The organism is Streptomyces sp. JHA26 (assembly GCF_002005565.1).
Taxonomy (GTDB): domain Bacteria; phylum Actinomycetota; class Actinomycetes; order Streptomycetales; family Streptomycetaceae; genus Streptomyces.
The window spans coordinates 1-25151 of the sequence record NZ_BDJC01000010.1 but is presented as its reverse complement, the minus strand read 5'-3'; the positions used below and the strand labels follow the sequence as shown (position 1 = coordinate 25151).

19 protein-coding genes and 1 pseudogene are annotated in these 25151 nt (G+C 70.7%); 7 read left to right on the top strand and 13 right to left on the bottom strand.

What is annotated here, in order from left to right; translation table 11 throughout:
• Positions 1 to 223 precede the first annotated feature (223 nt).
• Complete coding sequence (locus JHAT_RS08585; RefSeq protein ID WP_077797562.1) at positions 224 to 736, top strand: GNAT family N-acetyltransferase; 513 nt, start codon at positions 224 to 226, stop codon at positions 734 to 736.
• A 359-nt stretch (positions 737 to 1095) separates the two neighbouring features.
• On the opposite strand, the gene JHAT_RS34605 is transcribed toward JHAT_RS08585, so the two are convergent.
• The 3 genes from JHAT_RS34605 to JHAT_RS08570 form a co-directional block, all read right to left on the bottom strand.
• Positions 1096 to 1518, bottom strand: a complete 423-nt coding sequence (locus tag JHAT_RS34605) for a cupin domain-containing protein (RefSeq protein WP_171990805.1) — start codon at positions 1516 to 1518, stop codon at positions 1096 to 1098.
• A gap of 1135 nt (positions 1519 to 2653) precedes the next feature.
• Positions 2654 to 3325, bottom strand: a complete 672-nt coding sequence (locus tag JHAT_RS08575) for a response regulator transcription factor (RefSeq protein WP_077797561.1) — start codon at positions 3323 to 3325, stop codon at positions 2654 to 2656.
• A 140-nt stretch (positions 3326 to 3465) separates the two neighbouring features.
• The gene (locus JHAT_RS08570) at positions 3466 to 5529 is read right to left on the bottom strand and encodes a sensor histidine kinase (RefSeq protein ID WP_077797462.1); all 2064 of its coding nucleotides are present in this window, start codon (positions 5527 to 5529) and stop codon (positions 3466 to 3468) included.
• A 312-nt stretch (positions 5530 to 5841) separates the two neighbouring features.
• Here JHAT_RS08570 and JHAT_RS08565 point away from each other — a divergent pair, with 312 nt between their 5' ends.
• Positions 5842 to 7431 (top strand): alpha/beta hydrolase, encoded by a 1590-nt coding sequence (locus JHAT_RS08565; protein WP_077797461.1) that lies wholly within the window; start codon positions 5842 to 5844, stop codon positions 7429 to 7431.
• A gap of 751 nt (positions 7432 to 8182) precedes the next feature.
• On the opposite strand, the gene JHAT_RS08560 is transcribed toward JHAT_RS08565, so the two are convergent.
• The 3 genes from JHAT_RS08560 to JHAT_RS08550 all read right to left on the bottom strand — a co-directional run bounded on the left by JHAT_RS08560 (position 8183) and on the right by JHAT_RS08550 (position 11897).
• Positions 8183 to 9409 (bottom strand): MFS transporter, encoded by a 1227-nt coding sequence (locus JHAT_RS08560; RefSeq protein WP_077797460.1) that lies wholly within the window; start codon positions 9407 to 9409, stop codon positions 8183 to 8185.
• 118 nt (positions 9410 to 9527) lie between these two features.
• The gene (locus JHAT_RS08555) at positions 9528 to 10922 is read right to left on the bottom strand and encodes an amidohydrolase family protein (protein ID WP_077797459.1); all 1395 of its coding nucleotides are present in this window, start codon (positions 10920 to 10922) and stop codon (positions 9528 to 9530) included.
• Positions 10923 to 11129: 207 nt separating this feature from the next.
• Positions 11130 to 11897 carry an Atu4866 domain-containing protein gene (locus tag JHAT_RS08550; RefSeq protein WP_055470072.1) on the bottom strand — a complete coding sequence of 256 codons (768 nt, stop codon included), beginning with the start codon at positions 11895 to 11897 and terminating at the stop codon, positions 11130 to 11132.
• Between the two features lie 389 nt (positions 11898 to 12286).
• Here JHAT_RS08550 and JHAT_RS08545 point away from each other — a divergent pair, with 389 nt between their 5' ends.
• Positions 12287 to 12586 (top strand): Atu4866 domain-containing protein, encoded by a 300-nt coding sequence (locus tag JHAT_RS08545; protein WP_077797458.1) that lies wholly within the window; start codon positions 12287 to 12289, stop codon positions 12584 to 12586.
• Positions 12587 to 12776: 190 nt separating this feature from the next.
• Here the strand turns inward: JHAT_RS08545 and JHAT_RS08540 are convergent, their stop codons facing one another.
• The 3 genes from JHAT_RS08540 to JHAT_RS08530 form a co-directional block, all read right to left on the bottom strand.
• Positions 12777 to 13649 (bottom strand): helix-turn-helix transcriptional regulator, encoded by an 873-nt coding sequence (locus JHAT_RS08540; RefSeq protein WP_077797457.1) that lies wholly within the window; start codon positions 13647 to 13649, stop codon positions 12777 to 12779.
• An 87-nt stretch (positions 13650 to 13736) separates the two neighbouring features.
• Positions 13737 to 14612 (bottom strand): helix-turn-helix transcriptional regulator, encoded by an 876-nt coding sequence (locus tag JHAT_RS08535; RefSeq protein WP_077797456.1) that lies wholly within the window; start codon positions 14610 to 14612, stop codon positions 13737 to 13739.
• A gap of 382 nt (positions 14613 to 14994) precedes the next feature.
• The gene (locus JHAT_RS08530; protein WP_055469142.1) at positions 14995 to 15672 is read right to left on the bottom strand and encodes a GntR family transcriptional regulator; all 678 of its coding nucleotides are present in this window, start codon (positions 15670 to 15672) and stop codon (positions 14995 to 14997) included.
• Between the two features lie 149 nt (positions 15673 to 15821).
• Between JHAT_RS08530 and JHAT_RS08525 the strand changes: the two genes are divergently transcribed.
• Positions 15822 to 16244, top strand: a complete 423-nt coding sequence (locus JHAT_RS08525) for a VOC family protein (RefSeq protein ID WP_055469143.1) — start codon at positions 15822 to 15824, stop codon at positions 16242 to 16244.
• Positions 16241 to 17002, top strand: a complete 762-nt coding sequence (locus JHAT_RS08520; RefSeq protein WP_077797455.1) for an SDR family NAD(P)-dependent oxidoreductase — start codon at positions 16241 to 16243, stop codon at positions 17000 to 17002. The genes JHAT_RS08525 and JHAT_RS08520 overlap by 4 nt, the downstream gene beginning before the upstream one ends.
• A gap of 471 nt (positions 17003 to 17473) precedes the next feature.
• On the opposite strand, the gene JHAT_RS08510 is transcribed toward JHAT_RS08520, so the two are convergent.
• Together JHAT_RS08510 and JHAT_RS33800 are read right to left on the bottom strand one after the other, a co-directional pair.
• Entirely contained in the window at positions 17474 to 20032 is a 2559-nt protein-coding gene (locus JHAT_RS08510; RefSeq protein WP_107481873.1) for a DUF6493 family protein, read from the bottom strand.
• Positions 20029 to 20513, bottom strand: a pseudogene (locus JHAT_RS33800) (SWIM zinc finger family protein); the annotation flags it as partial. The pseudogene JHAT_RS33800 and the gene JHAT_RS08510, both read right to left, overlap by 4 nt.
• Positions 20514 to 20655: 142 nt before the next feature.
• On the opposite strand from JHAT_RS33800, the gene JHAT_RS08500 reads away from it, so the two are divergent.
• Positions 20656 to 22383 carry a protein kinase gene (locus JHAT_RS08500; protein ID WP_375603555.1) on the top strand — a complete coding sequence of 576 codons (1728 nt, stop codon included), beginning with the start codon at positions 20656 to 20658 and terminating at the stop codon, positions 22381 to 22383.
• A gap of 336 nt (positions 22384 to 22719) precedes the next feature.
• A complete protein-coding gene (locus tag JHAT_RS08495) occupies positions 22720 to 23628 on the top strand; it encodes a DUF1963 domain-containing protein (RefSeq protein WP_055469146.1) in 909 nt (302 codons plus the stop codon).
• Positions 23629 to 24021: 393 nt separating this feature from the next.
• On the opposite strand, the gene JHAT_RS08490 is transcribed toward JHAT_RS08495, so the two are convergent.
• Both JHAT_RS08490 and JHAT_RS08485 read right to left on the bottom strand, forming a co-directional pair.
• Positions 24022 to 24438 carry a hypothetical protein gene (locus JHAT_RS08490; protein ID WP_077797451.1) on the bottom strand — a complete coding sequence of 139 codons (417 nt, stop codon included), beginning with the start codon at positions 24436 to 24438 and terminating at the stop codon, positions 24022 to 24024.
• Between the two features lie 42 nt (positions 24439 to 24480).
• Positions 24481 to 24960, bottom strand: a complete 480-nt coding sequence (locus JHAT_RS08485; RefSeq protein WP_077797450.1) for a DUF1963 domain-containing protein — start codon at positions 24958 to 24960, stop codon at positions 24481 to 24483.
• Between the last annotated feature and the right edge of the window lie 191 nt (positions 24961 to 25151).

Below are 25151 nucleotides of genomic sequence, written 5' to 3'. Positions count from 1 at the left end.
GTCATGGACGACAGCCTCCCGCTCCGGCCGGGCCCGCACGGGAATGACCCCCTTCCAAGGGGCCGGGATCCTGCCATGGGGGACGACACCGCAAATGACGGTGACGAGCCCCGGTCGGTGGCCCCGCAACGGCTGTCGGTGGTTGCCGCACTCCTGCACCGTGCCCTGCCCCCGCCTTCCCTGACTTCATAAGCCGAGGACCACTATGCCCGCCCCCGCCCCGATGACCACCACACCCCATCGCCCCCGTCTGCCTCACACCGGGACCCGCACCCTCACCCGTCCCGCTACGCTCGCTGACTTCGACGCGGTGAACGCGCTGCACAACCGCTGTTCGCTCGAGACGCGCTTCGCGCGCTACCAGGCCGCCCGGCGTTCCCTGCGCCGGGGCGAGTTCCACCACCTGACCCGCCCCGGCCTGGGCCTCACCTGGGTCACCCACCCGGAGGACGACCCACAGCGACTCATCGCGACCACCAACCTGGTCCGCACGACCGAGCCCAGCACCGCCGAACTCGGCATCATGATCGAGGATCCGTGGCAGAGCCGTGGCCTGGGCACCACGCTGGCGCAGTACGCCCGGGAGCAGGCCCGCACCTTCGGCTGCTGCTCCATGAGTGTCATGACCGGCTTGGACAACGTGCGCATGCTGAGAATCCTGAGGACCCTCGGTGCCTCCCGGCCCGCCGTTCACCGCTCGACCGCCGACCTCACCGTCCCCGTCGAGCAGCCGTAGCCGCTGCTGCCGGGCACCGGTGTCCTCCAGGACCGCACCGATCAGCTCGGGATCGATGATCTCGGTCAACTCGCCCAGATGGCCGGGCGCATACACGTCGAGGGCTGTCGCACCGGACCCGACGCTGACAGGATTCTGCGGCAACGGGACCTCCGGGACACTCGCAAAGGCTTCGACACCATGCGAACTACCAGAGGTCCCGCCTTCTCGACAGGGCGCACGAACCCTTAACGCACTGGCGTTGCACACAGCGGGACGCCAGCTTGGCGCACCGTGGCCGGTGACCGGTATGCGTCTGGTGAACGTCCGCCCAAGCACCGGGTACGGCGGTTGCGGCGGCGTCGCGGAGGGGCGGTCGTTCAGCCGAGGGTGTAGCCGTACTTCTCGGCAACCTCGCCCATGGCGACCACATCGGCCGGGTCGAGGGGAGGGCCGACCTGGCCCCGGACACCGGGGCGGCCGATCTCCTGGAACATGCCGTCCATGCCGCCAGGCACATAGAGGAAGTACATGCGGGCGGGGTGGCCCGGGCTGGTGTTTTTGAAGGAGTGACGAACGCCCTTGGGGACGTACACAACCCCTCCGGGTTCGACGTCGAACTGCTCGTCACCGGCGGTCACACGAAGTGTTCCCTCAAGAAGAACGAACGTCTCGGACTCGCGATGGTGGGTGTGCGGCGGGGGGCCGGCATCGGCCGGAACGACGGCCTCGGCCAGGGACAGTTCACCGCCGGTGTCAGCGGCGCTGAGCAAGGTGGTGTAGGTGTCTCCTACGAGGAACACAGGGGATCCACCGTCCGGCGGTATGTGCAGTGGGGGCAAAGACATGGTTCGTACTTTCTTGCGGGTGCGGGGAGCGCTGTGGTGCGCCTGGCGGAGGGCGTGGCGTTCTCGAGGGTGTCGCGGGGGTGTCGCCGGGGCAGTGACGGCGGCCCGCCGGATCGGCCCGTTGCGTCGACGACTGCGGAGCGTGTGGTCTCCCAGGAGTCGCCGGAAGGATCGTCTGCCCGCCGTTGGGGCCGGGTAGTTCGCGCCTCGGTGGGTCCGTCCGCCAACAGCATGAAGCGGCGGCAGAAGCGGGCGGCCGTGGTCAGCTCGTCGGGAGCCCCGCTGCCGTTCGTCTGCTCGCCGATGCCGGAGGAAACGAAGACGACGGCGCGCTCGCCCTCGAGCGGGTTCCTTCCCAGACGGTGTGTGCGGGCACGGTGGGTCCCATCCTCCTCGTGTGTCGAGCCTCTCGTCGGGGCTGCGGGACATATCCGAGCACACGATGCCGCGATACGGCGGCTGGACGAGTGACAGCAACATGGCACCTTGTGTCCCTCTTGTGAGGAATGATTCGCAGGGTCGACGGCCGTCTCGCCGACCGTCGAATGACGCACTCCAAGAAGCGCCGATCGCCTCGACCGCCAGCGGGATTCACTTCCGCGAAAGGCATGAGGGGAGGTTCATGGCCAGAAGAAGCCATGAATTATGTAGGGAAGATGCCGTACAAGCGACCTTCGCGTTGCTTCAGTAATTGATGTGGCGCGACTCGTCGATCACCGGCAGGAGCAACGCGCCGTCTCGTCCGTCCGCGAACCCCGTGTCTCGACGGCACGGATCGTCGCAGTGAGATCACGGAACGACCCGTGCGTGTTTCGTGACCTGCTCTGCCGGTGGTCTTCGTGGTCGTACCTGCCGAGTAGCAGCGCACGGGGAGCGTCCAAAGACCCGGCAGTGACTGTTCCGGGGCCCGGCCCTTCCGCACTGGGCGGCCTTGCATTCGGGGTCCTGGACAGCAGGCGAAAAAGCTGGGCGGAGTCGGCCCGCGCAGGGCAGCGGCGGCGCAGTCCACCGCGGGTCCGCGATCGCGACTGCCGGCTTCGCGGCCAACTCTCCCTCTGATCGCCCTGGTGGCAGGCAAGCGGAGGGCCGCTCAGAGAGTCGGCGTCACCGACGGGCGGACCAGCCCACTCTCGTAGGCGAAAATGGTCGCCTGCACACGATCCCGTAGGCCCAGCTTGTTGAGCACTGAGCTCACGTGCACCTTCACCGTTCCCACGGCTACTTCCAGACGCGCGCCGATCTCCGCGTTGCTCAGGCCCGTGGCGACGAGGACGAGGATCTCGCGTTCGCGGTTGGTGAGGCTGTCCAGCGCCCCTGTGATCTCCGGAGCGAAGGAGGCCCCCCGAGCGAAGGCTGCTATCAGACGCCCCGTGACCGCGGGCGCGAGGACGCCGTCACCGGAGGCGACCACCCGTATCGCGGCCAGGAGGTCCTCCGGCTCGGAATCCTTGAGCAGAAAGCCGGAGGCCCCGGCGCGCAGAGCCTCGTAGACATAGGCGTCGAGGTCGAACGTGGTGAGCACGAGAACCCGGGAGCCGCTGCCGTGACTGGTGATCAGCCGGGTCGCCGTCAGTCCGTCCATACCCGGCATGCGGATGTCCATGAGCACCAGGTCGGGCTCGAGCTGTGCCGACATCGCCACAGCCGCGTCACCGTCCGCTGCCTCGCCGACCACGGTCATGTCGGCCTCGGCCGTCAAAATCGCCACGAAACCCGCGCGGACGATCGCCTGATCGTCCACGACCAGCACACGGATACCGATGGTCCTGCTCCTCTCTTCGCCCGCGCCGGGGCCACTGTCTGCGCCGTATCCTCCCACGGAGGCGGTGCGCGGGACCCACCAGGTCAGCGTGCGCATCCGAGGCCGCCACGCAGTCGCCGACCTGTCGGCACGGACCACTTCTACATGCGAGGGGTGTTCGCCACGACGGCTCTTCGAGGCGCTTTCGTCGCTCTGCCGGCGTCCAGGCTTCCGAGCAACTGGCGCATGGCGCTCAGTGTCGCCCGCGTAGCCGCGGCCACCTGCTCCAGGCTGCCCTCCTCAGCCGAGGAGATCATCCGGTCCGTCTGCCGGAGCACCGTCTCCCGCAGACCGACGGCGACTCGCTGCCGCTCGCCATGGACCATGGCCCTCGTGCTCGACAGCACAGTGGTGAGGGCCGTGTCCTCCCGGCCCAGTTCCCGCCTGCGACGCCTGTGCATCAGCCATCCCGCCCCCCAGGCGGCCGTGCATCCCAGGCCGGACAGGACCAGCGTCCAGCAGGCCAGGAACAGCACTAGAAAAGGCCCGGCCGGGTCTCCGAGCAGCGTCCCGTCGGCGGCGAAGGCGGCCGTGAAGGAGATCGCCGACGGGAGAACCGCGGCGGGCACGGACAGAAACGACAGCCGTGAGCCCGCCGGACATGTCAGTGGATGCGCCGTCGGCGGCGGGACGTGTCGGCCGGAGGGCATGGGCGCGGTTCTCAGGACCCGGCCGTACGCCGCGACCGCGTAGACCGCGGCCGGTGCGACGATGCCGCCGCCGAGGAAGCAGATCGCGGAGGACGGCGGCAGCGCACCACCGCGGAGCAGAACCGGCCACAGGAGGGCGGCGGCCCCGGTCACCGCCAGGACCGCCCAGGGCGCGTGGCGGCGCCACAGCAACGGCAGTGCGTGGAGGGTCAGCACCGACACGAGCAGCAGGCATGTGCCGGCCCCGTAGCCGGCGTCCTCCGCCTTCGTCAGGGCGACGCCCGACGCCACCGCGGCGGCCGAGCCGAAGACCGCCCTGTCCGCGATCCGCTGTTCGCGAGGAAAGTCGCGCCGACGTCCTGGGCTCGGCCGAGGGCCGGACGCGGCGTCGGGGAGCACGGCGTGTACGCGCCAGCCTCCGTCGGGGCGGGGTCCCGCGGACAGCCTCCCGCCGAGGACGGCGGCACGCCGGTGCATTCCTTCCACCCCCCGGCCGGAGCCGATCCCCGCCGTGCCGGTGTGCGCGCCGCCGGGCGGCCTGCCGTTGTCGACGGTCAGATGCAGGGTGTCCCCGGCCCGTTGCACCCGCACGCTGACCGCGGCGCCCGGCGCGTAGCGCAGGGCGTTGGTCAGGGCCTCCCGGATGATGCCGTGGGCCGCTTCCGCCGCGGGTCCGGTGAGATCAGCGGGCAGGGAGACGGAGACGGGGCGGCCCAGCCTGCCGAATCCGGCGATCAGCGTCTCGATCGGAGCGGTCATCGCCTGGGGAGCCGGTGGGTCGTCCACCTGCATGACCGCCACGAGACGCCGCAGTGCGGACTGGGTCTCCCGTGCGGTGCGGCGCGCGAACGCGAGTGCCTCCGCGGCCAGGTCGGGCCTGCTGTCACCGAGCCTGCGGGCGGCCTCGACGGATACCACGACGGAGGTGAGGTGGTGCGCGCTGATGTCGTGCAACTCACCGGCCAGCCGTTCCCGTTCCGCCTCGGCGGCGCGCGCCCGCTGCTGCTCGGCACCGGCCAGCCGCTCCGCCGTGGCCCGCCGTTCCCGCAGCCAGTGCCGGCGGCCGGTGCCGAGAGCGGACACCAGCAGAAAAGGGCCGACACCAGTGAGCCAGTCGGAGAGGAGAAGACCGCCGACGCCGTGCCGTGCGGCCGCCTGCAGGAGCTGGACGACGGCGACAGCCGCGGTCGCGCCCAGGCCGACGGGCCAGCTGCACAGAACGGTGACGGTGAACAGCGCCACCATGACCGCCAGCCCTGGTACCAGGCCCAGCAGGTCGGGCGGCGCCAGGATCTGTCCCACCACGGACACCGCGACGATGACGCCCAGGGCGGCGAGCGGTGCCCGGTGACGCCGATCGAGCGCCACCGCAGCGAGCGCCGTGGCACAGAAGGCGGTGATCCACTCAATGGTGTCCGGCGGCTCCTTCGAAGACGCAACGACGCTGAACCACAGCAGCAGTTGCGCTCCCATGAACAGTACCGGCAGTGGCCTGACCCGACGTCCTTTCCCCATTGGCGCAAGTGTATGGCCGGGCGTCGCCCTCCCCGACACCGCGGGGTTCAAGGGGTCACGCGGTGCCGGCCCTGCGGTCGCGCCACCGCTCTATGTCCCGCGGACTAGGCGACGATCCTTCCGGCGGGCGACGGGGCGGCACGTTCAGCGCGAAAGGATCGGCACATGGATCGCGTCGTCGCGTCGAGCCTCCGGGGGGATCAGGTCCTTCCAGGGCACACGCACCGACCGGTACGCCCACCACCACGACTTCGTGTGAGCGGCCGTCCACTGCGCCCGTATCACCCACACCAACTGGAGACCGGCACAAGCATGCCCGCACACCCTCGCATGTCCCGGACCGCTGTCGCCCTGGCGTCGCTCGCCGTGCTGGCGGCCACCGCGGTGACAGCCTGCAACCCCGAGACCGCCGACGACGCTCGCGGCGATGCCGCGATACCCGCGGTGCCCACCGCTCTCAGCGAGCAGGAACTGAAGTGGAGCACGTGTTCCGCTCCGTCCACGGCCCAGGGCGGCGGAGACAGGCCCGAGAAGCTGCCGGACGGAACGACGTGGCAGTGCAGCACCATGAAGGCTCCGCTGGACTACGCGGACCCCGACGGCGAAACCATCGATCTGGCCCTGATCCGGGCGAAGGCGTCCCCGGACTCCGGCGAGAAGCGCCTCGGGTCCCTGGTCTTCAACTTCGGCGGCCCCGGCGGCTCCGGGGTGCTCACCCTCCCCCTCGCCGCCGGCGACGAGTACATGACGCTTCACAAGCGCTATGACCTGGTCAGTTTCGACCCTCGCGGGGTCGGGGACAGTGCCGGCGTGCACTGTCTGGACACGAAGGCCATGGACGCCTGGCTGGCCGCGGACGCCACCCCTGACGACGCCACGGAGGAGAAGGCCCGCGAGCGTGGGGTACGCGCGTTCGCCCGGGCTTGCCAGAGCGAGTCGGGCGCGGTGCTGGATCACGTCGGCACCCAGGAGGCCGCACGTGACCTCGACCTGATGCGCCACGTCCTGGGCGACGAGAAACTCAACTACTTCGGCATCTCCTACGGCACACAGCTCGGCGGCGTCTACGCACATCTCTTCCCGAAGCGTGTCGGGCGCTTCGTCTTCGACGCCGTGGTCGACCCCACCGAGGACGCCCTGAACGGTGCCCTCGGCCAGGCGAAGGGGTTCCAGGGCGCACTGCGCAACTTCCTGGAGGACTGCGCACGGCAGGACTCCTGCTTCTTCGAAGGCACGAACCCGCAGCAGGGCGAGAAGGACATCATCGCGCTGCTCGAGCGCCTGGACACCGACCCCCTGCCCACGGAGTTCGGGCGTCCCCTGACCCAGAGCCACGCCCTCAACGGCATCGCCGCCGCCCTCTACGACCAGGAGAGCTGGCTGCTGCTCAGGGGCGGACTGGAGGCCGCCATGGACGGCGACGGCAGCGCACTGCTGCTGCTCTCCGACCTCCTCAACGAACGGATCGACGACGACGGATACGCCAACATCAACGCAGCCAACACCGCGGTGAACTGCGCGGACTACAAGGACCGCTTCACCCTTGAGGACGTACACCGTCACCTGCCCCGATTCCGCACGGCATCTTCGGTGTTCGGCGACTGGATGGCCTGGGGGTTGCTCCAGTGCACCGGCTGGCCCGCTGACGGCCACGCACCCACCATCGAGGTGTCGGCCGACGGCGCGAACCCAGTCCTCGTCATCGGCAACACCGGTGATCCGGCCACTCCCTACGAGGGTGCCAAGAAGATGGCGGACGAACTGGGAGAGAAGGTCGGCGTCCACCTCACCGCGGACGGCGAGGGGCACGGCACCTACGCCGTCAACGACTGCCTGACCGAGCTGGTCGACGCGTATCTGCTCGACGGGACGGTCCCGGCGAACGACACCGTCTGCTCGTGACGTTGGCGTCCCCGCGGCTTCCCTGAGCCACCGTCCCCAGCGGCGGGCAGGTCCGCTGCCCGCCGGCGTGGACGGTGAGGTGAACCCGCCCGGCCTCAGGCCCGACGGATCACCAAGGTCTGCGTCCGGCGGGTCGCCGCCCGCACGGCTCAGGGACCCGGCCGTTTGGAGCCCGGCGCGGTCCCCCGGCGGCCACGACGTCCCACCCGCCCCGGTACTCCTCGTGCTGTGGGCGCGCCCCGGCCGAGGTTCCGTAGGCGCTGAACGGTTGGGGGCGGATGGCACAGCGCGGACAGTGTCCGCTCACCGTTGACCATCCCGTGCGACGCGACGGTCCGACCACTACATCGGTGCCGATGACAGCCGGGGCTCGGACGGAGGCCCGGCTGGGTGCGGTACCCCCGGGTTCGGGCCCCGAGGGCACCGTCCAGGGGCGGTATCCGGTCCGGTGAGGCGGCGGGTCTCTGATCAGCGGTCAGGAAGGGACCGGGCCAGAGATTGTCGCCCCCGGGTTCCGGCAGACCGTTTCCGCTGCCGGCCCGGACAACGCTTCTGCTCCGTCCGATGCGCCTCGATGGCCGGCATCCGCACCGGACGGACTCCGCTGCCGAGCCCGGGGCGTTCGGCCGGCGGCGGTTCCGGCTCTCGCGGGCCGGCCCGTGGTACGCCGGGGGAGCAGCGGTCGGCGTACGGCTGTCGGGGGAGGTCCTTGCGGGGGCCGATGCGTTGTGTGCCGGGCCGATGGCGGGGGTCACGGGGTGGAGTGGCGCATGGCCGGCAGGATCAGGGAGGCGCCCAGAAGGAGCACCCCGGCGACGACGAGCAGAATGCCGTCGAAGCCCAGTCCCGTGAGCGCACCGGCGAGCTGTGGGCCCAGGCTGGCGCCGATGAACATGCTGCACCCGTAGAGGGCGACCGCCGCACCACGTGCCTGCGGGGCGTTGGCGTTGATGGTTTCGACGACCGCGGGCGCCGCTACCGCGACGGCGGCCACGAACAGCAGCAGGGCCAGGGCGAGCAGCGCCGTGTGACCACCGAGGAAGGAACCGGTGGCGACGGTGAGAGAGGCCAGGGCGAAGGCGAGGGCCGCGCGCAGGGGCGCGGGCAGCCGCCCGAGCACGGGGACCAGCAGGGGTACGGCGATCAGGGCGGGGAGCGCGCTGGCCCGCAGGGCGAGGATCGCCGTGGAATTGCCGGTGACGGCCGGTGGGCCCGCGATGGCCACCGCCGTGTAGAGGGAGACGAAAGCCGTCATCAGGGCGACGGTGGACAGGCACAGGGCGCCCAGCCGCGGCTGTCGCAGCAGCCGCGGCATCGCCGCGAACGCCTGCAGCAGTCCGCCGTCGGTGCCTCCACGCGGAGTGGGTCGCAGGACCCGGCGCACCGGGAACAGGTTCAGGGCCATCAGCACGGCACTGATCCAGAAGACCGCACGCCAGCCGATTCCGGCCGCAACGGCCTGCGCGCCGACCTGAACAACGACGGCGGCGGCGAGCATGCCACTGGTGATGCAGGTGAGGGAGGTGCCGCGGTGTCGAGGCGCGATGTGCCGGACGACGTAGGAGAGCGCGGCAGGGGCGAAGGTCGCGGCGGTCAGTCCCTGCAGGCTGCGCAGCACGACGGCGGTGGGAAGGTCGGAGACCGCGCTGACCGCCGCGGTGGACGCCGTGGCGGCCGCGAGCCCCACGGTGATCACGGCGCGTGGTCCGTAACGGTCGCAGAGCGGGCCGGCGAAGAGGAACCCGGCTGCGTAGGCGAAACCGAACGCCGTCGCCGTCCACGTGACCTGACCGGGTGTGGTGCCGAACTCGGTGGCCATGGGGTGCAGCAGTGCCAGGACGGTGTACATCTGACCGACCATCAGCATGCCCAGCGTGGTGAGCAGCGCTGTGGTCCTGGCGGCCGGGGCCCAGCCTGGTGGCCGACCGGGCGTTCCGCTCCCGGTCGTGCGATCGAGTGCGCTGGTGGGGTGGGACATGGGGACTCCGAAAGAACGTCTGGTGGCCCCGTGTGCGGCATGACCGGCCGATGGCAGGCGCCGGGGACCGGGGCGCCCCCGGCCGGCGAGGGGCCGGCCGGGGGCGGTGACGGGATGATCAGGCTGCGTGGGTGTTCAGCACGTACTCGCGCGAGGCGTGGACCTCGCTGCGCAGGGCGGGCAGGTCGACGTCGAGGACCTGTCCGTCCCACTTGCGGGGCTCGCCGTTGATGAGGACGGTGCTGATGTTGCGGGCGTCGGAGCCCAGTACGAGGGTGCCGATCGGGTCGTTGAGCGGCATGTTGTTGAGGTCCTCGGCCTGGATGACCAGCAGGTCGGCCTTCTTGCCGGGGGTGAGTGAGCCGGTGACGCCGGCGAGACCGTTGGTGCGGGCGCCCTGGAGGGTGGCGAAGTCCAGGACGTCGTGGGTGGTGATGCGGACCGGCTGCCGGCCGGTGCCGTGGGCGGCGTTGACGGCCCGCATCCGCTGGATGGCGTGCAGGGCCCGCATCTGGGTGAACATGTCGCTGGCCAGGGCGACTTCGACGTCGATGCTCAGCCCGGGACGGATGCCGACGGACAAAGCCTCGTCGACGGCGGGGATCGCGGTCTCCAGGCCGATCTGGGCGTCGGAGGTGGGGGCGAGGGCCACGGTGGTGCCGCTTTCCCCCATCGCCTTCCATGCTTCGGGGCTCAGTCCGGTGGCGTGGATCAGGGTGACGTCGCTGCCGAGGATGCCGTCCTTCGCCCAGTTCAGAATCACCTCGGAGGAGGCTGTCCCGAAGACCGCGTCCACGCTCACCCCGATGCCCAGGTCCTTGGCGACGCGGGCGAGTTCGGGGCCGTAGGCGAGGGCCGGGCCGGCGATCTCGTCGGTGGCGAGCGTCGCCAGGCGCAGGGTCAGCAGCTGGTCGTCACTGTGGAAGTACTTCCCCCTGAGGCGTGTCAGGTCGCCGGGCCACTGCTTGTCCCAGTCACCGAAGTGCGGGCCCATGGAGGCGTGTACACCGCGGATGCCGGTGTCGCGGAGGGCCTCGACGGCGGCGTCGGAGTGTTCGGGGGTGCGGGAGTTGTGGGAGAAGTCGAGCATGGTGGTAATGCCGCTGTCGATCGCGGTGAGGGCGGCGAGCTTCGTGCCGGTGTACATGTCCTGGGGCCGGTAGACGGTGGCGTAGCCGGCCAGGGTGGACATGACGTAGGCGCCGAGGTCGTCGACGTCCGGCATGATCCGGCGCAGCTGGGCCTCCCAGGCGTGCCGGTGGGTGTCGACGAAGCCGGGGCTGAGGACGGTGCCGGTGGCGTCGACGACCACGGCGTCACCGGCCTCGAGACCGGGACCGACGGCGGTGATGGTGTCGCCCTCGACGAGCAGGTCGGCGTTGGGCAGGACACCGAGGTCGGCGTCCATGGTGACGACGGTCGCGCCGGTGAACAGGATGCGCCGTTCGTCCGCGGGGCGACGACGGAGCTGTTCGAGGGCGGCCGTGGCGGCGGTGCCGTTGACGTGGGTCATGGAAAAGCTGCTTTCAGTACTTCGGGGAGGGGGAGGGCTGCCGGGAACGCCCGGCAGCCCGGTTTCCGGTTCTGGCGGGGCCGGCCCCGGCAGCCAGGGCGCCGTTCACCCGGGCGTCGTGCGTCCAGGACCGAAAGGCTGCGGAGGCACGGTCCGGACCCGGTGTTGTCGCCGTGTGTGCGGCTCGGCCGTTGCCGGCCGGGCGGTTCAGCCCAGCTTCATGACGTAGCCCGCGTGGTGCAGCTCGTCGCCCCTGAACTCTCCGTAAGCCCAGAAGCCGAGGTCGTCCAGGTAGTCGATGCGGTCGCCGTCGATCCAGAACCGCCCCTGGTAGGCGTGGGGGCGGCCGCCCCGTGTCTCGTCGTAACGGCCGTCCGCGGTGAGTTCCTGGTGCAGGAAGTCCTGCCGGTCGATCCAGACGCCGAGCCGTGGGCTGCCGGTCAGGTCCGGAGCGGCGGGGATGCCGGCCTGGGGGGTTGTGGGCCCGCCGGGAATCTCCGTGCCCGACCACCGGACGGGACGGCCGGCCGCGACCAGTGCGCGGACCTGCTCCGGGTGGGACACGAGGGTGGCCACCGCGCTCGGCACGTCGGCGGCGAGTTCGTCGGGTACCACCAGGAAGTCGGTGTTGTTGCCGGGCGTCAGCGTCGCGACGTACTCCGAGCGCCGGCCGCGGCCGCCGGCCAGGGCGACGGTGTCCACGACGGCGGGGACGATGGTCGTGCCTGTGCAGTCGACGACGATGGCGTTGTCGTCCTGCGCCGCGGTGATGATGCCGGGGCCGACGCCGACGATCAGGTCGCCGACGAACAGGATGTCGGCACCGGTCATGGTCCCGATCAGCGGGTCCATCGTCACGATCCGGGCGTTGGTGAACAGGACGGGGCGGCCCCCGTCGTTCGAGAGGATCTCGTCGAGCGCCTCCGGGTGCCAGCTCAGGGCGCCGGTGTGGGCGTGGGTGTCGTTGGTGGTCATCGTTTTCCTCAGGGGTTCGGCTCTTCGGTCCGCCCGGCGAACGAAGCGGGCGTCCTCACGGGCGGGTCGCGGCTGCTCGGCGTCACGGCAGCCGCATGACCACCAGGTTCGTCCGGCCGGACAAGCGGAACCAGGCCGCCGTGCACCCGGGTGCACGGCACCCACCCATGCCCGGCCGGAGGAGAGCGGAAGGGGCCGGCACCATGGCCGGCAGGGAGATGACGGGTCCGGCACAGGCCCGGCGCAGAGCGTCCGGGAAATCCGTCCGCCCCGGCACGTGACTCCCGCTCCGTTCCGCCCCGGATCATGGGTGCACGGCTCCCAGGAAGCCCGTACCCGGGGACGCGGCGGCCTGGCCACGTTCCGTCATCGGGCCCGAGAGTGAAGCCATGACCAGCAACGACACGCCTCGCGCTCCCCACCCGTACGTCGGGATGTGGGTGACCGCGGACGGATTCATCCGCCAGGAACTACTGCCGAACGGCCGCTACGACGAGGCCCGCGGACGGCGCCGGAGTGCCTACACCGGCCGGTACACCGTCAGCGGCAACCACATCGACTACGTCGACGACACCGGCTTCACCGCCACGGGGGACGTTCGTGACGGCGTTCTCTTCCACGAGCACCTGGTGCTCTACCGTGAGGGCGATCACCGCATCCGGCGGGAAGGTACGGGGTCGCGCGGCTGAGGGACCTGCTCCTGGACTCCCGAGGGGCCGTCGGTTCTCGGGCCGACTCCAGGAGCGGGCGGCCGACGGTACAAGGCACGGTTGCCCTCACAAGCCCGAACCCGCCCGGCTGCCACAGCGAGGGCTCGTCGCCGGCCGGCGAGCCCTCCCTCTCGTCCAGGGCCCTTTCACACGAGGGGCCACTCAGTAGTCAGCTGTTGCCTGACGACAGCGAAACCTCCCGCACCACCTCCGCCGACGCCTCTTCGCCGGCACCGGACCGAAGCGCGGTGAAGGCAGCCGCGGTGACGCTCGCCGGCTCGGCCTGGTAGACGACCAGCTGCTGATGCGGGGCTCCCCCCACGGTGAAGGCCGAGAACTGGATCTCCAGGGCACCCACCTCGGGATGCAGCAGGTACTTCTCCTGCTGCGTCTTGCTCCTGACCTCGTGCCGTGCCCACAGCCCGGCGAATTCGGGACTCCTCCCGCGGAGCGTGTCGACGACCTCGGTGATCCGCGGGGACTCGGGGTCGTGTCCGAAGGCCGCACGCAGTTCGGCCACGCACGAGTGGGCGGAGTCGTCCCAGTCCCTGTAGAAGGCACGTCCCGCCGGGTCGAGGAAGACCATGCGAGCCAGGTTGTCGAACCGTTGGAATCCGCTGTGCAGGGCCGCGGCGAGCGCATTGCGCGCCAGGATGTCCAGGGCCGGGCCCAGGACAAAGGCGGGGGTGTCGGGCCAGCCGTCGATCAGCCGCAGAAGGTGGGGGTGAACCCTGTCGTGGCCGGCCGGAGCACCGCGACGTTCCTGGGGCGCCCTGGTGAGCCTGCGCAGATGGCCGTGTTCCTCGTCACTGAGGTGAAGGGCGGCGGCGACCGCGTCGGTCACCTGCGGGGACGGGCTGGACTCCCGTCCCTGTTCCAGGCGCATGTAGTAGTCGGCGCTCACCCCGGCGAGCATGGCGACCTCCTCACGGCGCAGCCCCGGCACCCGCCGGCGCCCGTGCTCCGGAAGCCCCACGTCGTGCGGCTTGAGGGCTTCGCGCCGTGCTCTCAGAAAGTCTCCCAGGGGAGTGGTGTCGCTCATTGCTCCAACCTAACGGAGAGGCCGGGCCCGTCCTTCGTCCCTCTCGTGCGGTCCTGGCCGGTGGACCCGGCCCCGAACGGCGGCGACTCAGTCGAGCGCGGCGCCGGCCGCCGGCTCCTCGGCCACTGCGCCGGCACTGAGGGAGCCGAGCAGGGACAGTGCGTCGGCGGACGCCGTGCCTGGTTCGGCTTGATAGACGACGAGCTGCTGCGTCGGCGCGCTGTTGACGGTGAAGGACTCGAAGTGCAGTTCGAGGTCACCGACCTGAGCATGGTGGAAGCGTTTCGCCTCCCGCGTCTTGGCGCGCACGTCATGCCGCGCCCACAGCGTGGAGAAGTCCGCGCTTTTCAGGGACAGCTCGCCTACGACCTGGTTCAGCCGCGGATCCTCGGGATCGATGCCGGCCGCACGGCGCAGTGTGGCCACCGTCGACTCGGCCGCACGGTCCCAGTCCCGGTGAAACCGCCGCGCGACCGGATCCAGGAACGTCATGCGCAACAGGTTGTCACTGTGAGTGAAGTCGGCGTGAAGAACGCTCGCGAGCCGGTTACGGGCCAGGATGTCCAGTACGGGGCTCATGACGAAGGCAGGTGTGTCACACCACGTGTCTAGGAGACGCCTGAGGTGCGGGGGCACTCGTTCCATGCGCGGTGCTCGGCGTGTCCGGCGGGAGGTCGGGCCGGCCACGCGGTGCAGGTGGGCCATCGCTTCGCCGTCCAGCTGCAGTGCCCGCCCCACGGCCTCGAGGATCTGCCGGGACGGATGCCGCTCGCGGCCCTGTTCGAGACGCGTGTAGTAGTCGGAACTCACCCCCGCGAGGGCGGCCACCTCCTCACGTCGAAGACCGGGCACCCTGCGACGACCGGAGGTGGGGATCCCCACGTCGCAGGGGCGCAGGCGGGCGCGCCGCGCCCGGAGGAAACCTCCCAGCGTGTTGTCGACGAGCTCCTTCTCTCTGTCCATACGTCGAGGCTAGAGCGGTGCGACGCACTGCCGTAGGGGCGAGGGAGGGTGCGCTTACCCTGGGAACAGCACACCCTGGACAGTCACACCCCTGTCCGAGTCGACGACGGCCTTGCTCTCCGAGGGCGGCACAGGCCGAGTGCTTCCCACCCGTCGCAGGTGAAGCGCCGCGACTGGTGAAGCGCCGCGACTCCTCAGCACTGTCTTGGCATGCGTCTGCCTGGCCGGTCCGCCCTGCGCCGGGAGATCCGAGCCGGTACGACGTGGTGACGAACCGGAACCGGAGCCCACCCACAGCCACTCGCCGCTTTCCGGCTGCCTGGCGCATACGGGCACGCTCAGGTACGGCCGGACGCCTCGGTGCCTGACGTGGTGCTTGACGTCACGGTGCGGTCGGCAGACCGGCCAGCAGACTGCGCCGTGCGGATTCCACATGTTCTTCGGCCCGGCGGGCCAGCGTCCGGATGTCGCCGGAGCGCAGGAGAGCGGCCAGCTCGCGATGCTCGTCGACCACGCGTGCGCGGTAGTGGTCGTAGGCCACGTCGACGCGGCGCAGCTGGAACAGGTGCACCTGAGAGCGGATCGCCTCCCAGGCGGAGGTGAGCCTGCCGTTCCCGGCTGCGGCGTAGATCTGGTCGTGGAAGGCGATGTCCAGCGCCACCAGCCGGGGGGCGTCACCGCCCTCGGCGATCTCGGCCGTCATCCCGGCCACCAGCCGATCCAGCGCGGACAGCTGCTCCGCGGTCGCGGCTCGCCGCGCGGTGGTCGCGGCCAGGCGGTCCAACGCGGCCCGCAGCGCGTAGACCTCCTGCGCGTCCTCGGCCGTCACCCTGATGACGGTGGTGCCGCGGTGCCAGCCGCCACGCACCAACCCCTCATGCTCCAGCCGGGCCAGTCCTTCCCGGACCGAGCCACGGCTGACCCCGAGGCGTTCGGCCAACTCCACTTCGCGCAGTGGGGCTCCGGGCGGGAAGTGACCCGAGAAGATCGCGGCGCGCACCAGGTCGGCGGCTTCGTCGGCCAGCCCGCGCCGGGCGGCCTTCGGCAGTGCAGATGACATGCCGCCATGTTGACATCCGGACAATCGGAACCACCAGACCGGCCAGGCGACTCGCCCCGGATTTCCAGTCGACTGGTGTCCTAATGTTGACATTCAAACACCGGGGGGTCAGGCTGCCCTGGCCGCCGACTCCACCAGAGGGGACCCCGATGCCACACCGACCCGCCTTCCACCTGGCAGTCCCGGTCGACGACCTGGTCGCCGCCCGCGGCTTTTACGGACAGGTGCTGGGTCTGCCCGAGGGGCGCAGCGCCGACCACTGGGTGGACTGGAATCTCGAAGGCCACCAGTTGGTGACCCACCTGGTACCGACCGTGCCGCAGCCGGCGGGTACCAGCGTGGTGGGACAGCACCGGGTGCCGATCCCGCACTACGGTCTCCTGCTGCCCGAACAGTCCTTCCACCAGTTCGCCGAGCGGTTGCGAGCCGCGGGGGTACGCTTCGACATCGAACCGCATCGCCGCTTTCCCGGCGAACCCGGCGAACAGTGGACCATGTTCTTCCGCGACCCCGCGGGCAACGCCCTGGAGTTCAAGTCCTTCCGTGACGAGTCGATGGTGTTCGCCCGATGAGGGGCGTGCTCGTCACCGGTGGATCGCGGGGCATCGGCCGCGCCGTCGCGAGGGCCTTCGCCGCCGGCGGTGACCGTGTCGCGGTGCAGTACGCCGGTCGCCGTGCGGACGCCGAACGGACGGTGCGCGAGCTTCCCGGCACCGGGCACACACTGCTGCAGGCCGACCTGGGCGAGCCAGGTGCGGCCGAGCGGACCGTGGCCGAGGCGGTGGCCGCGCTCGGTGCCGTGGACGTGCTGGTGAACAACGCGGCCGTGGCACCCGCGGCGGACACCCGGCACCCCATCGCCGAGACCCCGCTGGAGCACTGGCAGCAGGTCTGGCGGCGGATGGTCGACGTCAACCTGCTGGGCGCGGCCGACTTGTGCTGGGCCACAGCCCACCACCTCGTCGACCGGGGCACCGGCGGGGCGATCGTGAACATCGGCTCGCGCGGCGCGTTCCGGGGCGAACCCGATTTCCCCGCCTACGGGGCCACCAAGGCCGCCCTGCACGCCCTCGGTCAGTCACTGGCCGTGGCCCTGGCCCCGCACGGCATCGCGGTCACCTCCGTCGCGCCCGGGTTCGTGGCCACCGAACGGCAGACGGGGAAGTTGTCCGGCCCGGAAGGAGAACGTCTGCGCGTGGAGAGCCCCTTCGGGCGCGTCGGCACCCCGGAAGAGGTCGCCGCCACGGTGCATTTCCTCGCCTCCCCGGCCGCGGCATGGGCCTCGGGAACCATCGTCGACCTCAACGGCGCGTCTCACCTGCGCACGTGACACCCAACCGCGCGAGAGAAGAACGGCGCGCGTGTGGGGCCCCGCCCACGCAGGGCAGCAGCTCGGCCTGGAGGTGACAGTGCGGGGGAAGCTGGGACCGCTGAGAACGAAGATGGCCGAGCTCGTCGATCGCGGCGGTACGGGCCCCACGGCGAACGCAGCCTGACTCACCCCGCCGTCGTCGCCCTCGACCGACTCGGCATGACCGCTGCCCGAGCGACAGGAGTTGTCGCGCTCGGAGGTCCTGGCGCCGGCCTCGGCCGCACTCCGTGCCGCCGAGGCCGATCACCTCCCGCTCGAGCCGGCCGGCATCGGACCGTTCCTGCCGCGTTACGTGCCCCTGCAGCAGGATCTCCCGGGCGGATGCGCCTCTTCGGACCTACGTGCCGGCAAGTGCTGCGCGTAGGCGACGGGCCTGGCTCACCAGCCGTGAGCTGCCCCGCCGGGCGGCTATCGGGTCGAGTCCGGGTATTACGCCCTGGGCTCCGGTGCGTTCGGCGCACTCGGCGGCGACGGTGAGCAGTTCGCCGAGGCCACGGGACTCGGCGGGGGAGAGGTCTTTGGACAGGAGCGGTGGCAGCGCGTCACGCAGCACGGTCCAGACGGTGCGGCGCCCGCCGAGGCCGCGGCCGTTCCCAGGGACTCCGCCAGGCGGCTCGGAGCGACGATCCCGATGAGCATCAGCGCACCGAGGTCGGTGGCGAGCGCACCGGGATCCAGCTTCTTCTGTGCCGCCAACAGCAGCAGTGCGTCGACCGCGGCGATTCTGTCCTCCTGGCGCTGGACGCCGAGCCCGCCGGCCACCACCAGGGACGTCGCGGGCCCGCTCGCGCCGGGTGACTGCGCGAGCAAGGGCAGGACGGAGCAGACGTCCGGATCTTTCTCGGGGTACCGGGCGCAGGGCAGGACGTGCTGTATCAGCCGCAGAGCTATGAGTTCGGGGTGTTCGGGCAGGAGGGCGGGCCAGTGGGTCTGCTGGACGGCCGCGGTGGCGGCGCACCAGCACCGGTGGTGGGAACCGAGTGCCGGACTCCCCAGCTCACGGAAAGCGAGCGGGAACATGTGCAAGGCCGTGATCTCGCCGGACCGGACGACCGGTGTCGTCCGGTCCGTCACCGTGCGGTGCAGGCCCGTGCCGGTGAGGCCGCCGGTCCGCAGCCAGTCGGCGAGCCGCCGCCCCTCCGGCGTGCCCAGCACCGCGGCCCGCTCGGCGGCGGCATCGGCGGCCGCCCGGTCCGTGGTGCGCACCCGCAGCAGGGCCTGTGCGAAGTCGCACGCTCCGACGTGGGCGCCCAGCCGCTGGTACGTCTTCAGCCGGTCGGTCAGTTCCCCTGGCTCCAGCAGCCCGTTGTCCCAGCTCGGCGTCGACAGCAGGAACGGCTGCGGATCGGTGAGCAACCTGTGGGCGATCTCCCAGAAGCGGACCCGGAAGGGGCCGTCCGGGAGGCATCCGGCATTCGCGCCCCCACCGTCGAGCACTGCCTTCGCGGTGCCCGGTGTGATCCGCTGGTGGAGGCCGGCGAGGACCAGGTCGAGGGCGAGTCGCGGGGTGAAGCGGACATGGGAGGGGGCGAAGGCGGAGGGGACCGAGTCGTCGGGGAGAGGCCGGCGGCAGGTGCGGGACCACCACCGCGTCGCCGCTACCGGCTCGAGCGCCTCCAGCAGTGCTGCTCGATCCTCATGGGCCCAGCGCACCAGTCCGTCCAGGGTCCGCTCGAAGTCGGCGACGGGCAGGATGCCGTGGGAGGCCAGCAGCGCGCCGGTCTCCTCGGCCGTCTCCGCCACTGAGGCCGGCGGCGACGCGAGCGCGACCGGGGACGGAACGGGCGGCAGCGTGTCCTCGCCGGCCGCCTGCAGAGCTTCTTCCGCTCCGGTTCCCAGGGCTTCGACCACTCGGGTGCGCAGGCCGGGTGCGATGGGCGCGGCCGAGGTGAGGATCTCTTCACGCGAGAGGGCGTCGGTCAGATGTGTCCCGTGCCGCTCGATCAGCTTCAGGGCCCGTTCCTGGGCTTCGGTGTCCTCGTGGGTGAGGGCGTGGGACGCGGCCGGGAGCAGTGCGTCGGCTGTGGCGGTGTCGCGGGTGACCACTGTGTCCAGCAGTTTCAGCTGAGCTCGGACCAGGTTCTTCTCCGGCCGGGTGAGCACCGCTCGCGTCATGTCGGCCAGGTCATGCGTCGGCAGGGAGCCGGTCAGGGCGAGCTCGGCGAGGACGGACTGGGCGTGGACGGCGACGGGCTGGAGCGCGTCGGCGGCCAGGGCCCGCCAGTCGGCGACACGGCCGGCGTGCTCCTCGGCGGACAGACCGAGGTCGAGCAGCAGCCGGTGGAACACCCGCTGGTCCACTGCCGTGCCGCCGCGCAGCAGCCGCCCCAGACATCCGTCGACCATGGTGGCGCGGTCGAGTGTGCCTTCCGCGGTGAGCCGCGCGAGAGCGAGAAGCCAGAGGTTGTCCTTGTTGGAGTGACCGCTGTTCAGCGCCTGGCCGGTCCCCCCTGCCGTGAAAAGGCCGGCCACCATGGGCGTGAGGTGGGGCGACTGTCTCAGCCGCTCGGCGATCACGTCGGTGTTCCAGCTGTTGCCGTAGATGTTGCGTATCCACGCGTGCACGGAGGCGTCGGTCACCGGCATCGGGCATCGGGCCGCCTGCACGATCGCTTCGAGAAGGTGATACCGGATGTCCGTGGAGGGCCTGCGGTCGGCGATCCGGTGCGCCAGCTCCGCCAGCCATTCGGCGGGGCGCTCCTCGAGCATGGGGAGGAATCTCTTCTCCGCCACCCACATGCGCTCCCAGCCGGAAGCGGTGAGCCAGGACGCGACGGCCGCCGCTCCGCTCTGGCAGGCGAGGCCCGCCACGAGCAGCGCAGGAGAGGCCGCTTGGAGCTGCGGCGTCACCCAGGCGTCGCGGAACTCCTTGCGCAACGCCTTCAGCGCCGGCAGTTCCCCGCGCCGTTCGGCGGCCGTCATGCCGTTCACGATCGTCACCACGTCGTCGATTCGTCCGCGGCGCACCGCTTCGATCAGCTTGCTCAACTGTTCCTCTCCCGTCGTGCCATCCGTACCGCCAGCGCGTGCTTGCAGGGGCCGCGTCCGCCCCGGTATCTCGCCCACCACAGGCAACTGCACCTCAAGACGCCGGCGTCCTCGCGCACCCGGTGGGTGTGGCCGTCCTCGGCCGTGACGGTCCCCATCGCGCCGTCCAGCGTCACGGCACCGGCCGACAGCAGGGCACGGGCATGCCGCAGCCTCGGGTTGTGACGCTCGGCGAGACCGGAGTCGTAGGGGAGCTGCCGGTGGAAATAGGCTGCTTCGGCCGTGTCGTAACCCACCGGCCCGAGGTCGCCAGGCGCATCAGCGCCGACCGGACCCGCGCGGTGGTCAGCCCGCAGGCCGCGGCCAGAGCACTCACGTCGATCCGCGGTTCCCACGCCAGCAGCACGGCCACCAGTTCCGCGTCCTGGACGGTCTCGTCGTCGGCCAGTGCCTCCAGTACGCCGCCCTCACCTTTGGCACCTCCCTTACGGCCGGCCGGTAGCTGCTCCAACGGTGGCTGCCGCTCAACGCCGCGTCGCTGTCCGGAAGTTGTGAGGCCGCTGGCACCACTGCGCTCTCGTAAGCTGCTCAGGTTCGATGCGTGTGTACGGGAGGAGTTCGTCGTGGTGCAGCCGTTGGAACAGGGAGATCCAGACTTCCTGGGTGACTACCGGGTGGTGGGTCGACTGGGTGAAGGCGGCATGGGGCGGGTCTTCCTCGGGCGTTCGCCGAGCGGCCGGTCCGTGGCGATCAAGGTGGTGCACGCGTCGCTGGTGCACGAGCCGGAGTTCCGGGACCGGTTCCGACGCGAGGTGGAGGCGTCGCGTCTGGTCGGGGGAGCTTTCACCGCCCCCGTGATCGACGCCGACACGGAGGCCGAACAACCCTGGATGGTCTCCAGCTACATCCCCGGCCCCTCGCTCCACCAGGCGGTCGTCGAACAGGGGGTCCTGCCCCCGGTGACGCTGGCCGCTTTGGCCGCGGGGCTGGCCGAGGCCCTGGTCTCCATCCACCGGGCCGGCCTGGTGCACCGCGACCTGAAGCCCTCCAACGTGCTACTCACCGACGACGGCCCGCGCGTCATCGACTTCGGCATCGCCCGGGCGCTCGACGCCACCGCCCTCACCAGGACCGGGGCCACCATCGGCTCGGCGGGCTTCATGTCCCCCGAGCAGGTCGCCGGTGGCGAGATCACCGCGGCCAGCGACGTCTTCTCCCTGGGCGCGGTGCTCGCCTTCGCCGCCACCGGGGCCGGTCCGTTCGGTGTGGGATCGGCGCCCGCCATGCTCTACCGCGTGGTGTACGAGCCCCCGGACCTTCAGGGCGTCCCGGACCCCGAGCTGCGTGCCCTGCTGGCCGACTGCCTGGCCAAGGAACCGGCACTGCGCCCCACTCCGCAGCAGATTCTCCGCCGGGTGGCCCCGGCCGCTCCCTGGGCCCCGCGTATGCCGCCGGCCGGCCGGCCGGCCACCGACGGAGAGACCGGTGGGCCCACGCGGCTCGCCACCCTCGCGGAAATGTTCACCCAGTACGCCGGGGCGCCGCTCTCCCCGCCGGGGTCGTCCGGCGGGCGGGCGTCCGCGCCGGGCGACCCCCGCCGGTCCATTCGTCGCGACGTGATGGCCCCGGCCGCCGGCGTCCACGCGGAGGAAGCGGTTCCCGCATCCGGGTTCGGTCCGGCGTCCGGGTACACGCCGGTCTCCGCGGGAGCCGTGGCCGGCCCCGGTCCGGTGTCGGCGGCGCCTCGCCCCGTCGCGGCCTGGCGGCTCGACGAACGGTTCGGAACGCGGGCGACGGACGCCGCCGGACGCCACCACGCCACGGCCACGGCGGTCAGATGGGCAACGCGCCACGGTGAGGGCGCCGAGTTCAACGGGTTCAGCAGCGAAGTGGCCACCGAAGGCGCGGTGATCGACACGGCACGCGGCAGCTTCACCGTCGGTGCGTGGGTCCGGCTCGGTGTGATCCCTCCCCACTTCGTCACCGCGGTCAGCCAGGACGGCGAGGAAACCAGCGGCTTCTACCTCCAGTACTCCTCCGACGAAGGCCGATGGGCCTTCGCCCGCCCGGACCTGCGCGTCACGTCGATGTCCGTACCGGTCGCCGGTGCGTGGACCCACCTGACCGGTGTCTGCGACAGCGTCGCCGGTGAGTTGCGCCTCTTCGTGAACGGCGTCGAGGAGGGCGCGATCCGTGACAGGATCCTGATCTGGTCCGAGGGGCCCTTCGTCATCGGCCGGGGCCGTTACGGCAGGAGGCCGGTCGATCACTTCCCGGGCAGCATCAAGGACGTCACGGTCTTCGACCGTGCCCTCACCGAGGGGGAGATCGTCGGCCTGCTTCAGCCATGACCCGCCCGACAGCCCGAATGGCCGGCTCGGAGAGCAGGGGGCACTGCCAGCTGTTCGCGGTGGGACTCGGCGTTCACAGCGGCGGGGCTGATGCAGGTCCGCGGTCGGCTGGTGGGACAGCGGACCTCGGCCACGGGCGGCGATGGTCGAAGGGCGACGCGGTGTGTGGAGAGCCGTAGGGCCGCTGGTAGTTGGCTGCGAGGGCGTTGTCGGAGGGGTGCCTTACCGTGTTGATCAGGCATCGGGCCCGCCCGCACGGTGCCGGTCACCGATCCCTCGTCAGAAAGCGACTTCGTGGACAACTGGACCAGCACCGTCGGCCCCTCCGGAGATCCTGTGGGGCAGACGTCCCGCAACAGCGCCTTCCGGGCCTTCGCCCGGCGGCACGGGGTCTCCGACGACGCCATCACCCGCCTGCTGTGGAGCATGGAGCCGGCGGTGTACTTCGACTGGAAGGCCCCGGGGAGTGTCCGGCCCGATGACCGGGTGATCGGTTACATCGGCGGGGCGCCGGAGCTGCCCCTGGACATGGAGTGGGAAATGGGCGACGTCTTCGTCGCCTCCTTCGACCTCGCGGCGGTGCCCCGGACGCTGTTCGACGACGGGCTGCCCCGGGAGGGGCATCTCCTGCTGTTCACCTGGTCGGACGCGGGCGGCGGCAAGGCGCTCTACATACCGCCCGGGACCGAGACGGCTGTGGCCCCGGTGCCCGTCCCGAGCGAACTGGACCTGCGGTTCGGGTCCTCCCACATGGTGCTGGAGCGCAGGACCATGGTGGCCTCCCGCGACGACGCCTGGGACGCCCACGCCTGGCTGATCGGCGAGGAGTACGGGGGCATCTGGGACGAGGTGGAGGACGAGGAGGCCGAGTGGCACGCTCGGCTGGAGGCCGCCGTCGAGGAGTACGCCACCAAGGTCGGCGTCCGGCCGGCCATGAACAACAGCACCGACAAACTGCGGGGAGTGCAGCGGAACGTACACGACAGCTGGGACGACAGCACCGAGGAGTTCCAGCGACTGCGGGAGGAGGCGGTCCTCGAACTCAGGGACGCTCCGGAGCGGTTCGACGAGGTCTACGACCGGGCGTGGCGGGAGCTGCCCGAACAACCGCTGTTGCACCTCGCGACCTTCAACATGGAGTCGCTCCAGTACGAATGGATGGACGGCGACATCAGCTGGTTGATCAGCCGCGACGACCTCCACGCCAGACGGTTCGACAAGGTCGAGCACTACTGGCTGGGCTGACCCCGGCGGCTCGCGCACACGCCCCGCGCGATCGCCTCGCATGAGACGGTCCTTCGCTGGTGTGTCGCGTTCGGACAGACCTACGCCGACGCGCTCTGCCGTCGGCATCTCCCGGTTCGGGGTGGCTGGTGCACGAACCACCGGTCCGTCGACGGCCGCCCCGCGCTCCGGTACCAAGAGCGGTCGAAGAGCGGTCGGCAGTGATGCTCGCCAGGCGGATGATGAGCACCGTGCCGACGCGGACGCCGGTGTCGAGTAGGGCCTCGACGGCGCCCGTCGGGCAGTCGGCGAGATGGAGCAATGATGCGGGTCGGTCGGCTGCGCGAACTGAGCTTCCGACCTGGGCGCACGGCTCCGACACCCGCCGGGCGTAGCAGGGAGAAGAGGGAATATTCAGCAGTAATAGGACTGCATGACGCGGTCGAAGCGCTGCGCCAGAAGGTCCTCACGGCGGATGATCCAACTCACCTCGCCGTCGCCGGTGTCGAACATTTCGGACTCGCCGAACTCCAAGAGGTTCAGCCAGGGGCCGCCCTCCTTCCACCACGCTTTCTCCAGACCCTCGGCATACAGCTCGTCGAACCTCTCCGGCGTATTCCTCAGCGTGACCACAGCTTCTTCGCACCGGTCCAAGAACTCCCTGCCGTACTGGCACCAGTAGTCCCGAGGACTCAACGACTCCCCCCGCAGGGTGCAGGTCCGGTGCACGAAGGGGATACTCCCGACTTGCTCGGCGTACTCCGTGATCGCCTCCAGAAGCGGACGGAGCGTCTCCCTGTCGTCCTCGTGGACGTCATCGAGGTCAGGCATCAGAGCCCGGGGATGGTCGTACTGGTGCTCGGGAGCCCATGTTCAGCCCAGGGGGTCCCATGATGTACCGGGGCGGTAGACCAGTGTCCGGCGCTTGAGGACCTGTGTCGTCCACGTGTTGTACGGGGCAATGACCGAGACGCCCGCGGGTGCGGGTCGTACGGTCGTCTCGGTGCCTGGCGGTACGTACACCACCGGTGCGGACTCGTCGTCCTCGTAGCCGACGTTCGTGAAGAACAGGAGGTGTCCCTCACGGGGAAGATTGAGGGACAGGGGCTGCTCCGGTATCGCGGCCAGGTCCAGGCCGGCGACATAGACTTCCCCGCCCTCCCAGGGAACACCGGTGGGCAGCTCGGGCAGGCCGCCGGTGTGACCGACCACGATGTCGTGAGGGCCGACAGCCGCCGGATCGACCATGTCGAGGTGTACGGACGGCTGCATGCACCACATGATGCGGGTGATGGCCTCATCGGAGACGCCGTGTTCACAGGCGAAAGCCCGGAACTCGTCTGTGTATGACATACCGTCATCCTCACACCTGCCACTGACATGCCATGCGCTCGGGTTTCGTCAGCGGACCGCGTGCGAGGCACCTTTCCGGTGCCGTCGGCATGCTCTCGGCCGGCTGGCATCCGGGCAGCTGGGGCCGTCGGCCAGTAGGGCCGTGCCATCGGCGTACCAAGCGAGGAACTGCGGCACTCAAAGTGGACCTG